General features: G+C 72.2%; 11 protein-coding genes. 2 read left to right on the plus strand and 9 right to left on the minus strand.

Features of this window, described 5'->3' with window-relative positions; genetic code table 11:
* Positions 1–135 precede the first annotated feature (135 nt).
* The 4 genes from JYK17_RS10285 to JYK17_RS10300 form a co-directional block, all read right to left on the minus strand.
* Positions 136–819, minus strand: a complete 684-nt coding sequence (locus JYK17_RS10285; RefSeq protein ID WP_108013096.1) for an ABC transporter ATP-binding protein — start codon at positions 817–819, stop codon at positions 136–138.
* A gap of 48 nt (positions 820–867) precedes the next feature.
* Positions 868–2,331: an ABC transporter permease gene (locus JYK17_RS10290; RefSeq protein WP_108013097.1), complete on the minus strand. Its 1,464-nt coding sequence runs from the start codon at positions 2,329–2,331 to the stop codon at positions 868–870.
* A gap of 172 nt (positions 2,332–2,503) precedes the next feature.
* Positions 2,504–3,769 (minus strand): L,D-transpeptidase, encoded by a 1,266-nt coding sequence (locus JYK17_RS10295; RefSeq protein WP_108013098.1) that lies wholly within the window; start codon positions 3,767–3,769, stop codon positions 2,504–2,506.
* Between the two features lie 201 nt (positions 3,770–3,970).
* Positions 3,971–4,324 (minus strand): hypothetical protein, encoded by a 354-nt coding sequence (locus tag JYK17_RS10300; RefSeq protein ID WP_108013099.1) that lies wholly within the window; start codon positions 4,322–4,324, stop codon positions 3,971–3,973.
* A gap of 109 nt (positions 4,325–4,433) precedes the next feature.
* Between JYK17_RS10300 and JYK17_RS10305 the strand changes: the two genes are divergently transcribed.
* The gene (locus JYK17_RS10305) at positions 4,434–4,763 is read left to right on the plus strand and encodes an LPXTG cell wall anchor domain-containing protein (RefSeq protein WP_181362504.1); all 330 of its coding nucleotides are present in this window, start codon (positions 4,434–4,436) and stop codon (positions 4,761–4,763) included.
* A gap of 102 nt (positions 4,764–4,865) precedes the next feature.
* On the opposite strand, the gene hutH is transcribed toward JYK17_RS10305, so the two are convergent.
* The 3 genes from hutH to JYK17_RS10320 form a co-directional block, all read right to left on the minus strand.
* The gene (gene hutH, locus JYK17_RS10310; RefSeq protein WP_128804514.1) at positions 4,866–6,404 is read right to left on the minus strand and encodes a histidine ammonia-lyase; all 1,539 of its coding nucleotides are present in this window, start codon (positions 6,402–6,404) and stop codon (positions 4,866–4,868) included.
* 90 nt (positions 6,405–6,494) lie between these two features.
* On the minus strand, positions 6,495–7,640 hold the full coding sequence (locus JYK17_RS10315) for a GGDEF domain-containing protein (RefSeq protein WP_108013102.1): 1,146 nt from the start codon (positions 7,638–7,640) through the stop codon (positions 6,495–6,497).
* A 546-nt stretch (positions 7,641–8,186) separates the two neighbouring features.
* Entirely contained in the window at positions 8,187–8,996 is an 810-nt protein-coding gene (locus tag JYK17_RS10320; protein WP_222810219.1) for an enoyl-CoA hydratase/isomerase family protein, read from the minus strand.
* Between the two features lie 172 nt (positions 8,997–9,168).
* On the opposite strand from JYK17_RS10320, the gene JYK17_RS10325 reads away from it, so the two are divergent.
* Positions 9,169–9,741 (plus strand): hypothetical protein, encoded by a 573-nt coding sequence (locus tag JYK17_RS10325; protein ID WP_222810220.1) that lies wholly within the window; start codon positions 9,169–9,171, stop codon positions 9,739–9,741.
* Positions 9,742–10,589: 848 nt separating this feature from the next.
* Here JYK17_RS10325 and JYK17_RS10330 read toward each other — a convergent pair.
* Positions 10,590–11,714, minus strand: coding sequence for an adenylate/guanylate cyclase domain-containing protein (locus JYK17_RS10330; protein ID WP_128802783.1), 1,125 nt, complete (start codon positions 11,712–11,714; stop codon positions 10,590–10,592).
* 122 nt (positions 11,715–11,836) lie between these two features.
* Positions 11,837–12,697 carry a biotin--[acetyl-CoA-carboxylase] ligase gene (locus JYK17_RS10335; RefSeq protein WP_222810221.1) on the minus strand — a complete coding sequence of 287 codons (861 nt, stop codon included), beginning with the start codon at positions 12,695–12,697 and terminating at the stop codon, positions 11,837–11,839.
* Between the last annotated feature and the right edge of the window lie 16 nt (positions 12,698–12,713).

Consider the following 12,713-nt stretch of genomic DNA (forward strand, 5'->3'; position numbering starts at 1 on the left):
CATTGCCCTGTCACCCGGCCGGGGGTGGTCTCGTACACACGCTCGTGCACCCCCCGGAGCACGCAGTATGCCGGGGGGTGATCGGGTACCTCAAGAGATGGGAGAGCACCTCAAGTGATGAGCGGGGAAGGAGAGTTACGCTCCCGCGTTCTCCTTCACGGTGATCCGGCCCTTGCGGATCGTCGCGAGTCGCGGGGCCTTCTTCGCGATGGCGGAGTCGTGGGTGACCATGATGAAGGTCAGCCCGAGCTCCTTCCACATGCGCTCCAGCACCTCCATGATCTCGTCGCGCATCGACTCGTCGAGGTTTCCGGTGGGTTCGTCGGCGAGCAGCACCTTCGGCTCCTTCACCAGCGCACGCGCGATCGCGACGCGCTGCTGCTGCCCTCCGGACATCTCGCCGGGCAGATGCCCGAGGCGCTCGCCGAGGCCGACCGATTTCAGCGCCTCGGCCGCCCGTTCGCGGCGGTCCTTCGTCTTCACGCCCAGGGGTACGAGCGCGGTCTCCACGTTCTCCTGGGCGGTGAGCGTGGGGATGAGGTTGAAGCTCTGGAAGACGAAGCCGATGTTCTCGCTGCGGACCCTGGTCAGCCGGGCCTCGGACAGCTTGGCCAGGTCGGTGCCGTCCAGGGTGATGTCCCCTGCCGTGGGCCGGTCGAGGCCGCCGAGCATCTGCAGGAGGGTGGACTTGCCGCCGCCGGTGGGGCCCTGGATGACGAGACGGTCCCCGTCCGCGATGTCCAGATCCACGGCGTCCAGGGCGGTGACGGTCTCCTTGCCCCGGCTGTATCGCTTGGTGACGCCTCTGAGTTCGTACATGGGTGTGGCTCCTGGGTGGGTTCGTGGGTGGGGTGCGGGGCGGCGCTGCTACTCGACGCGCCGCAGCGCGTCCGCGGGGCGCAGTCTCGACGCCCGCCAGCCACCGAACGCACCCGCGATCAGACCGCCGGCCACCGCGAGCGCGACCGCGAGGGCGATGGTCGTCAGGCTCACCGGCGCGGTGAGCGCGACCTCCAGGGTCTTGGCGGTCCTGCGGCCGGGCCCGGCGAAGCCGCCGCCCCCGCCGAAGCCGCCACCGCCGCCGGCACCCCCGCCGCCACCGCCCAACTGGGCTTGCAGGCTGGGGCTGATGGCGGTGACGACATAGGCGCCCGCGAGGCCGATCGCGATACCGAGGGCGCCGCCCACCAGGCCGTTGACGACGGCCTCGCCGACGACCTGCCGGGTCACCCGGCCCGACTTCCAGCCCAGCGCCTTGAGCGTGCCGAACTCGCGCACCCGGCGGGAGACGGCGGAGGAGGTGAGCAGTCCCGCGACCAGGAACGCGGCCACCAGCACCGCGATGGACAGCCACTTGCCGACGTTGGTGGCCAGGGACGAGGCCGTGGACAGGGAGCCGGAGACGGTGTCGGCGAGGTCGGCGGAGGTGGTGACCGTCGTACCCGAGACGTTCTTCTGGATGGTCGACTTGACCGCGGAGATCTGCTTGGAGTCGGTCGCCTTGACGTAGATCGTGGTGACCTTGTCCTTCTGGTCGGCCAGCGTCTGGGCCTGCTTCAGCGGCATGTACAGATTGGCCGCGGAGTCACCGCTGTCGGCGGTCGCGATGCCGATGATCTTGTACTTCACCTTGTTGATGGTGACGCTGGAGCCGACCTTGTACTTCTTCTCCTTGGCGTACGCCGAGTCGGCCACCAGCACCTTGGCGTTCGTCTCGGTCGTCTTGAAGGTACGGCCGCTGGTGATCTTCGACGAGGTCAGCGGGCCGAGCCCGGTCTGGGTGACGTCGGTGCCGTAGACCGAGTAGGAGTTGACGTCGAAGTTGGCGCCGCCGCCCTTCACTTCGCCCTGCGGCTGGCCGCCACCGCGCGTGAACCCGCCACCGCCGCCGTTGCCCCCGCCGTTCTGCTGGAACTGCCCCCTGGTGAACTGGCCGTTGATCTTCACCACGTTGAGGCTCAGCCCGCCGACGGCGGCCGAGACGCCCTTCTGGTCATCGACCTTGGAGACCGTGCCAGACGACAGCGTGGTGAAGCCCTGCACCATGACCCGGTCGCTGCTCTGCGTGGAGTCGTCGTCGTTGCCGCGGGCGTCGAACTGGAAGCGCGGCCGCTGGGAGCTGCCGGAGGACGGGGTCGCGGCCTTGGTGACCGTCATGTCGGTGCCCAGTCCGTAGAGCGACTGGAGGACCTTGTCCTGCGCCTTCCCCATGCCGTTGGACACGGAGTTGACAACGATGACCAGCGCGATGCCGAGCGCGAGGCCGGAGGCGACGACGAGTGCCGCTTTTCTGCGGCGGCGCAGTTCGCGCCTCAGATAGGTGAAGAACATGGCCGCAAGGTAGGGACGGCGTGTGATGACTGGATAAGGCCGCGATAAGAGATGCATGAGAAGGCCGTGACCGCGTCCGCGGCAGCCCCGGAAACACCGATGCCGCCCCTGGGGGCGGCATCGGCAAGCTGTGGACCCACTGTGGGGTCGAAGGGCCAAAGGGGGGCCGGGATCAGACGGCCGAACCGGCCTTCCAGTCCGCCCAGCTGAGGTTCCAGCCGTTGAGGCCGTTGTCCGGCTGGACCGTCTTGTCGCCGGTGTGGGAGATGACCACGACGTCGCCGACGATCGAGCTGTTGTAGAACCAGTAGGCCGGGGTGCCCTTGTCGTTGGCGCCCTTGGTGTCGGACAGGCCCACGCAGCCGTGGCTGGTGTTGACGCTGCCGAAGACGGACTTGGCGCCCCAGTAGTTGCCGTGGATGAAGGTGCCGGAGCTGGTCAGCCGGATGGCGTGCGGCACGTCCTTGATGTCGTACTCGCCCTTGCCGTCGTCGTCGGTGAAGCCCACGGTCGCGCCGTTCATGCGCGTCTGCTTGAACTTCTCCGACATCACCATGACGCCGTTGTAGGTCTTGTGCTCGGGCGAACCGGCGGAGATCGGGATGGTCTTGACCGTCTTGCCGTCCTGCGTGACCTTCATCTGCTTGGTCTTGGCGTCGACGTAGGAGACCTGGTTGCGGCCGATGTGGAAGGTGACCGTCTTCTGCTGCACGCCGGTGACCCCGGGGGCGCCCTCGACACCGTCGAGCGCGAGCTTCAGCGTGACGGTGGAGTTCTCCTTCCAGTAGTCCTCGGGGCGGAAGTCGAGCCGGTTGGCGCCGAACCAGTGGCCGACGACCTGCTGGCCGCTGCTGGAGGAGACCGTGATGCCCTTCTGGACCGCGGCCTTGTTGGTGATCGCCTTGTCGAAGTTGATCGACACCGGCATGCCCACGCCGACCGTGGAACCGGCCTCCGGCGTGAAGTTGCCTATGAAGCTGTTGGCCGGGGAGACCGTGGTGAACGAGGCGTTCTCGTGCGCGACCAGACCGCTTGCGTCCTTGGCCTCGGCGGAGACCTTGTAGGTGGTCGAGCGCTCCAGCTGGGTGCTGGGCTTCCAGCTCAGCTTGTCGGCGGAGAGCTGCCCGGCCACCGCGGTGCCGTCGGCGGTCGTCATCGTCACGTTCGTGAGCGTGCCCTTGCTGACGGTGACGGCGGCGGAGTTGTTGATGGAGGCGTTGTCCGAGCCGTCCTTGGGCGTGATCCTGATGTCGGCCGCGGAGGACTTCTTGGCGGCCGCCTCGTCGGCCTTGGCCTGCGAGGTGTCCTTGCCCTTGGTGCCGGAGGCGTCGTCGTCGCCACCGGAACACGCCGAGAGCATCAGAACACCGCCGAGCAGCGCGGACGCGGCCACCAGGCCCTTGCGCCGCTTACTGTTCGTCATCACACGCTTCTCCATCGTTGCCGAATCCCCAAAAAGCCACTGCCCCCGCTGAAGCCTTCAACGCTACGACCGGTTCGTCCCGTTCCACAGAGCCCGTGGATGTGGGGCACACCACGTCTGCCGGGACGGGTGGTGCGGATTTCGGTCTGCGCGCCGCTTGAGACGACGGAACCCCGGACGGTGGTTGCCGCCCGGGACATGAATTCTCCCGAGCCGCTACGAGACGCCGTGAGCCCCCTCTGCTTCGTCGTCGTCGCCGTCATCATCCTCGTCGAGGTCCCAATCCGGCGAATCGGGATCGTAGTCGACCGGCTCGCTCGACCAGGAGGCCTGCGCGAGCTCCACCCCGGGCACCTCGTTGACCAGGTCGAACGGATCCACGAGATAGGCCAGGGCCTCCGCGGTGTCTTCCGTCACAGCGTCCTCGGCGCGCGCCCGCTCGTCGGCCGGCAGGTCGTTCTCGTCGGCGATCCGGCGCAGCGCCGCCTTGGTCACCGCTGCGGGGTCGTCGACCTCGATCACGAGGTCCACCCTGAGGCGGACAAAACGTGAGGTCTCTTCAGTGTTCATGGCGCGAGCGTAAGGCCCGTCGCTCCCGTGACTTTCCCGTGACCCGCGCCTTTCACTAACATCGCCCCACACGGCCAATTCGCCAGCGCCACAAGGGGATCGATATTCCGTGTCATCCGCTCGCCGCCCGTTGCTGACCGCCACCGCCGCAGGGACCCTCCTGTGCGCCCTGTGGTTCGTTCCCTCCGCCAACGCGACCGGGGGCGGGTCGGCCAGAGACGTCTCCTCGGTGACGCCTGCCTCGCAGGTCACGACCCAGGCGCGGGTGGCGTCGACGACCACGGACACCTCCGCCCAGGACAGCTCCGCCACGGACACCCAACTCGCCGACACGGGAAGCTTCGACACCACTCCCTACGTGATCGGCGGGACCCTCTTCCTGGGGGTCGGCGCCGGTTTCGTGGTGTATTCGGTACGCCGGGAACGCCTCGGCTTCTGAGGACGTCGAGGCCCGCGCGAGCCGAGCCCGGTCGACGTTTCGGGGCCCTGCCGCATGTGCGGCAGGGCCCCTTCTCCTACGACTGCTGCGGCGGTTCTACGACTACTGCAGCGGGCCGGTGACCGACTCCACCGCGGCGACCAGCCGTCCGTCTCGCACGAACGCGTCCGCGGCGGCGAGGTCGGGAGCGAGGTACCGGTCGGGTCCGGGCCCCTGGACACCGGCGGCCCGTGCGGCCGCGATGGCCGCCTGCGAGGCGGGCGCCGGAATAAGGCCCTCGCGCAGCTCGATCGCGCGCGAGGCGGCGTACAGCTCGACGGCGACCACGCGCGCGAGGTTGTCGACGGCGGTGCGCAGCTTGCGGGCGGCCGACCAGCCCATGGAGACATGGTCCTCCTGCATGGCGGAGGACGGGATCGAGTCGGCGGACGCCGGGACGGCGAGCCGCTTCATCTCGCTGACCAGCGCGGCCTGGGTGTACTGGGCGATCATGAGCCCGGAGTCCACGCCCGCGTCGTCGGCCAGGAACGGCGGCAGGCCGTGGCTGCGGTTCTTGTCGAGCAGCCGGTCGGTGCGGCGCTCGGCGATGGACGCGAGGTCCGCGGCGGCGATGGCGAGGAAGTCCAGGACGTACGCGACCGGGGCGCCGTGGAAGTTGCCGTTGGACTCGACCCTTCCGTCCGGCAGCACGACCGGGTTGTCCACGGCGGACGCCAGCTCGCGCTCGGCGACCGTGCGGGCGTGCGCCATGGTGTCCCGTCCGGCGCCCGCGACCTGCGGGGCACAGCGCACCGAGTAGGCGTCCTGGACGCGCGGCGCGTCGTCCTGGTGGTGCCCGGTGAGCTCCGAACCCTTCAGCACGGCAAGCATGTTGGCGGCCGAGGCGCCCTGTCCGGGGTGCGGGCGGATGGCGTGCAGTTCGGGGGCGAGCACCTTGTCGGTGCCGAGCAGCGCCTCCAGGCTCAGGGCGGCGGTGATGTCGGCCGACTTGTAGAGGCGGTCGAGGTCGGCGAGGGCCATGATCAACATGCCGAGCATGCCGTCGGTGCCGTTGAGCAGGGCCAGGCCCTCCTTCTCGCGCAGTTCGACGGGGGCGATCCCGTGCTCGGCGAGCAGCTCGCCGGCGGGCCGTACGGTCCCGTCCGGACCCTCCGCCTCGCCCTCACCCATGAGCGTCAGGGCGCAGTGGGACAGCGGCGCGAGGTCGCCGGAGCAGCCGAGGGAGCCGTACTCGTGGACGACCGGGGTGATGCCTGCGTTGAGCACGTCGGCCATGGTCTGCGCGACCTCCGGCCGGACCCCCGTGTGGCCCGAGCACACGGTCTTCAGGCGCAGGAACATCAGGGCCCGTACGACTTCCCGCTCCACCCGCGGCCCGAGGCCGGCCGCGTGCGAGCGGACGATGTTGCGCTGCAGCTGGGCGCGGAGTTCCGGGCTGATGTGCCGGGTCGCGAGGGCTCCGAAGCCGGTGCTGACGCCGTAGACCGGCTCGGGCTTGGCCGCCAGCGCGTCCACGATCGCCCGCGCGGCGGCGAGCGCCTCGACCGCCTGCGCAGACAGCTCGACCCGGGCGCCGTCGCGCGCCACGGCGAGAACGTCGGACGCGGTCACCCCGGACGTCCCCACCACCACAGTGTGCATATCCATATTCAGGAGCGTACGCAGTGAAGATGAAGATGTCACTACTGGGTCGGCGTTACGCCCCTTACCGAATCCGGCCCCGCGAAGGCGTCAGCCGCGCCCCCTGAACCGCCGCCGCTCCGCGGGATCCTGCAGCGAGGGGGCGTCGACCAGCCGCATCACCGGGTCGTCCGGGCCCTCCCGGCCCGCCACCACCGGCCGGTCCGCGCGCAGCGCCTTCGCGCGGTACTGGGCGGCGTCCGCCAGCCGGAACAGCCGCCGCGCGGAGCGCACCGGCCCGATCGGGTCCCCGGTGGAGGCGACCCCGCAGGCGACACCGTCCCCGAGCTCCAACTCGGCTGCGCGGCGGCACAGTTCGTCGGCCGCCTTGACCACCTCGTCGGCGGACGGGCCGACCGCCAGCAGACAGAACTCGTCGCCGCCGAGCCGCGCAGCCAGCGCCCCCGGCAGCATCGCGCCGCACAGGGACAGCACGGAGCCGAAGCGTTCGAGGAGGCGGTCGCCGACGGCGTGGCCGCAGGTGTCGTTGACGCGCTTGAGGCCATTGAGGTCGCACACGACGAGGCTGACGACGGTGCCGTCCGCGCGGTGCGCCTCGACGGCCTCGTCCAGCCTCCCGTCGACGGCGCGGCGGTTGGCGAGGCCGGTGAGGGCGTCGGTGAAGGCGAGCCGACGCACCTCCTCCAACCGCTCGGCCTGGGCGATCCCGGCCGCGACGACGGCGGCCAGGACGGTGGCGAAGTCGGCGTCGGCCCGGCCGAAGAGCGGGGCACCGGCGGGGCGGGCGACGTAGAGCTCGCCCCAGGCGCGTCCGTTCAGCACGATCGGCGCGACGACACAGCAGCCGCGGCCGCGCCGGCGCAGGGCGGCGACGCGCTGGTGGACATAGCCGGGGCGGCCGCCGGCGGCGGGCCCCTGCGCGGTCTCGACCCAGGCGTCGGGCTCACCGCCCCCGGCCCAGCGCTCGTGCAGGAACTCGGTGATCTCCGGGAACTGGTGCACGGGGTAGGACTCGTCCTCGGGGAACTCGTCCTCCCCCTCGGCCCTCTCCCCCACGTTCACGAGGACCCGCAGCCGGCCGAGCTCCCGCTCCCACACCGACAGCGCGGCGAAGCTGCCGCCCAGCGCCCGGCACGCACCGGCCGCCGCCGAACGCCACGCCTCGTGCGAGCCGTGCGCCGCCGCCATCCCCTGCGCCAACGCGACGACCGCCGCGAGCCGCTTGTCCTCACCCATCACTCCAGGTTAGGGAGGTTTCGGACGATTAGGGACATTGATACGGCGCTGGGGTGAGCCCCCGCCGAAACCACCGCACCGGGCCGGACGGGGGGCCGGGCCCGCACGCCTCACGGTCCCGCCACTGCCCCGGCCGAGCCAGTAACTGATACGGCGCTGGGGTGAGCCCCGCCGAAACCACCGCACCGGGCCGGACGGGGGGCCGGGCCCGCACGCCTCACGGTCCCGCCACTGCCCCGGCCGAGCCAGTAACTGATACGGCGCTGGGGTGAGCCCCGCCGAAACCACCGCACCGGGCCGGACGGGGGGCCGGGCCCGCACGCCTACGGTCCCGCCACTGCCCCGGCCGAACCCGCCACTGCCCCAGCCGGCCCCGTCACTGCCCTCGGCCGAGCCCGCCACTGATACGGCGCTGGGGTGAGCCCCCGCCGAAACCACTGCATCGGGCCGGACGGGGGCCGAGCCCGCACGCCTACGGTCCCGGCACTGCCCCCGACCGAACCCGCCACTGCCCCAGCCGACCCCGTCACTCCCCCGCCGACCCCGTCACTGCCCCGGCCACCGGGGCGTGCGCTTCTCGTTGAAGGCGGCCACGCCCTCGGCTCGGTCGCCCGAGAAGGCCACCGAGCGCCAGGCGGCGTCCTCGACCTCCAGGCCGGCCCGCAGGTCGAGCCCGTGGCCGAGGCGCAGGGCGCGCTTGGCGGCGCGCAGGCCGACGGGGGAGTTGGCGGCGATACGGGCGGCCAGGGCCAGGGCCTCGTCCCGGTCGCGCCCCTCCTCCACCAGCTCGTCAACCAGCCCCAACTCCCGTGCCTCCGCGGCCTTGAGGCGCCGCGCCGTGAAGATCAGCTCGGCCGCCCGCGCGGCCCCCACCCGGCGCGGCAGCAGCTGGGTGCCGCCACCGCCGGGGATGACCCCCACGGACACCTCGGGCAGCCCCACCACGGCCGTACGGTCGGCCACGATCAGGTCGCACGACAGCGCCAGCTCGAAGCCGCCGCCCAGCGCGAACCCGTGCACGGCGGCGATCGTCGGCACGGGCAGTTCGAGGACGCCGGTGTAGGCCGCGCGCGCGACGGGACGCTGGCGGACCAGGTCGGCGTCGCTGAAGGAGTTGCGCTCCTTCAGGTCCGCCCCGACGCAGAAGGCCCGCTCGTGCGTGGACGTCACCACGACGACGCGTACGTCACGGTCCGCGCCGAGTGCCGCGCACGCACCGGCGATCGACTGCGCCATGCCGGTCGACACGGCGTTCATGGCCTTGGGCCGGTCGAGGACGAGCTCCGCGACCTGCCCGGCATCCTCGTCGCCGTGCCGGCGCACCGCCACGAACTCCCCGAACCGCTCCTCACTCATGACGCCCTCCGGTTAACGCGGGTTAACAGATCTCGGGACCGATCATCGCAGGCTTTCCGCCCGTTGTCCCCGTTCGGGTGATATCCCCGCGAAGGGCACCCCGGCGCCCGCGGGAGCGCATAGCTTGCCTGCGCCACGGCGCGCAGGGGGCGCGAGCGCGGGGGGAGGGGTCATGACGACGCAGACACCGGGAGGACGCGGGCGGCATCGCCGGCCCCGGCCCCGCAAGGTCCTGTTCGCGGTCGGCGGGCTGGCGCTGGCCGCCGGCGCGCTGAGCCTGGTACGGCTGGCACCCGAGTCCGTGCTCGGCGGTCCCGGAAGCGCGGAGGCAGAACCCCGTCACGACCCGGGCGCCGAAACCGACCGCGCGGGCAACACCGCCGCCACCGTCGGAACCCTCCCCGAGGTGAGCCCGTCGGCCACCTCCGCCCTGGGCGGCCGCAGCGCGACACCGACCCCGGACACGAGCACCGCACCCGTACCACCCACGACGACACCGCCGGCCGCCCCGTCGACCACCGACACCACGACGATCCCGGAAGCCCCGAACACCCGGAACGCGCCACCGCCGACAACCGCCCCCCACCCACCGGCCACAACACCCCCCACACCCCGCCCGACCCCGCCCCCCGACCGAACCACACCCCCGCCCCACACGGCCGACCCGACCGCCCCGGCCGACCCAACCCTGTGCGTACCGGTCATCAGCCTGTGCGTGGGACTGCTCGGCGACGGGGGCCATTGAGCCACCGGTCGCCGGACGACCACCGGACCGGAAGGACAACCGGACCGAGGGCCGCCGCGCTGGTGGTCGGCCCTGCCTGGGGGCACCGGGCGGGAGCCCCGGATCGGGAAGGGCGCCGGGCCGAGGGGGAAGACCGGACCACCAAAAGGCCGCCGGGCCAGGGGGTCACCGGACCTGGAGCCACCGGGCCTGGGGTCAACGGGCCAGGGGCCATCGGGCCGAAAAGGCCGTCAGACCACGGGGGCCATTGAGCCACCGGTCACCGGACGACCAACGGGCCGGACAGGCAACCGGGCCGAAGGCCGCCAGGCTGGCGGTCGTCCCGGCCCGGGTGTACCGGGCGGCAGCGCCGGATCGGGAAAGGCGCCGGACCGAGGGGGAAGACCGGACCGGCAAAGGCCGCCGGGCCAGGAGGCCACCGGACCGAAAAGGCCATCAGGCCACAGGGGCAATCGAGCGACCGGCCGCCGGCCGACCACCGGGCCGGAAAACGCAACCGGACCGAAGGCCGCCAGGCCGGCGGTCGTCCCGGCCCGGGAGCGCCGGGCGGGAGCACCGGATCGGAAAGAGCACCGGACCAAGGGTCGCCGCGCCGGTGGTCGTCCCGGCCCGGGTGTACCGGGCGGCAGCGCCGGATCGGGAAAGGCGCCAGGCCGAGAGAGAGGACCGGACCAGCAAAGACCGCCGGGCCAGGGGCCACCGAGCCGAAAAGGCCGTCAGGCCCCGGGGCCGGCGGACCGGAACAACCACCCAACCGGCACAACCACCCAACCGCAACAACCACCGACCCGGCACGCCCCCAGACCGGAGAAGCCGGCGGTCACGCAAGCCCACCGCCCCCCGAACCGCTACTGCTCCTCGCTCCGCCGCGTCAGCAGCCAGGGCTCGACCACGCCGAGGCCGCGCACCGGGCGCTGCCACATCGGCTGGAGGGCGAAGCGGTAGGACGGGGGGTCCTCGCCCTCCTTCTCCGCGGTGGCGGCGGCCTCGGCCGCGTCCGCCTCGGAGGCCGGGGCCTCGCCGTGGCGGATGATCTCGTGGGCGAAGTCGGTGTCGACGAGCACGGCGTCGCGCGGCGCTATCGAGGTCAGCCGGGACGCGAGGTTCACCGTCGTACCGAACACATCGCCCATACGGGTGGTCACGGTGCCGAAGGCGATGCCCACGCGCAGCTCGGGCATCGTCTCGTCGTTCGCCATGGTCTCGATCAGCCGCAGCGCGATCTCGGCGGCGACCCCGGCGTCGTCCGCCGCGTACAGCACCTCGTCGCCCAACGTCTTGACCAGCCGGCCGCCGTGCGCGGCGACCAGGTCGGCGGCGGTGGTCTCGAAGGCCTCGACGAGCTCGCCGAGTTCCTCCTCCTCCATCCGGCGGGTCAGCCGGGTGAAGCCGACCAGGTCGGCGAAGCCGACGGCGAGACGCCGGTCGACCATCTCCTCGTCGTCGGCGACCTGCACGACCCGGCCCGCCGAGGCGGCCAGCTGGCGCCGCCAGACGTAGACGAGGAACTCCTCCAGCTCGGGCAGCAGCAGCTCGACGATCGGGTACGTCACCTCGGTGCGGGTCATCCCCGGCTCGGGCGGCTCGGTCAGGCCCTCCAGGAAGGAGTCGATCTGCCACTCGGCCAGCCGGGCCGTGGTCTGCCCGGTGGACCGCGCCACCTGCACCGCCATGGCCTCGCTCAGCAGCCCCGCCTCGACCAGACCGGAGAGCCGGCGCAGCGCCAGCACGTCGGCCTCGGTGAGCGCCTTGGCCTGTCCGATGTCGGCGAAGCCCATCGCCCGCCAGAAACGGGTGGCCAGCTCGATGGAGACGCCCGCGCTGCGCGCCGCCTGGAAGGGGGTGTAGCGCCGCTCGGCGCCGAGGATCAGATGCTCCAGACGCAGGGCGAGCGGGTCTTCGCCGGGATCGGCGGCATGGGGGTCCACCCGGCCGTCCCCGTCCGCGCCGGAGCCCGTGTCGTCGACGGTCACGCCTGCTGCCCTTCCGATCTGTCACGGTCAGGTATCGACCGGCCTCAACTGTACGGCAGGTGTGCGGTAGCTCACTCCCCTCCGTCGCGCACAGCTGCAGGCAGCCGTACCTCCACCCTCTGCTAGGCGGGCCGCAGGTGCACGATGTCGCCCGCTCCGACGGGCTCCTGTACCCCGTCCCCGGTCGCGATCACCAGCCGCCCGTCACCGTCGATCGCCACCGCCTCCCCGGTGATCGCCCGGTCCCCCGGCAGCTCCGCCCGCACGGTCCGTCCCAGCGTCGCGCACCCCGCCGCGTACGTCTCCTGCAGATCGCAGGCCGCCGGATCGCCGCCCGCGTCGCGCCAGCGCCCGTACCACTCCGCCAGGGACCGCAGCATCGCCCGCAGCAGGGGATCGCGGTCGGTGCTGACCGCCCCCGCGAGCGCCAGTGAGCCCGCCTGCGGCACCGGCAGCTCGGTCTCCCGCAGGGTGACGTTGATGCCGACCCCGACCACCACGCCGTCGTCGCCAGCCCGCTCGGCGAGGATCCCGCCCGCCTTGCGCTCCTCGCCGCCGACGGAGACCAGCAGGTCGTTGGGCCACTTGAGTGCCGTGTCCACGCCCGCCGCCCGGGACAGGCCCGTCGCCACGGCGACCCCGGTGAGCAGCGGCAGCCAGCCCCAGCGGGCGACCGGCACCTCGCTCGGCCGCAGCAGGACGGAGAAGAACAGGCCCGAGCGGGCCGGTGCCGTCCACTGCCGGTCCAGACGGCCGCGCCCGGCGGTCTGCTCCTCGGCGACCAGGACCGAGCCCTCGGCCGCCTTCCCCGCCCCGGCCAGGGCGACCAGGTCGGAGTTGGTGGAGCCGGTGCTCCGCACCACCTCCACCTCGCGCCACAGCCCGCCCTCCTGCACCAGGCCGCGGCGCAGGGCGGCGGCGTTGAGCGGAGGCCGGTCCAGATCCGACCAGCGGCTGTCGTCTGATGCATCTCGCGGCGTCATGCAAGCCACCCTAGGT

It is taken from the genome of Streptomyces plumbidurans (assembly GCF_019857225.1).
GTDB classification, from domain to species: Bacteria; Actinomycetota; Actinomycetes; order Streptomycetales; family Streptomycetaceae; genus Streptomyces; species Streptomyces plumbidurans.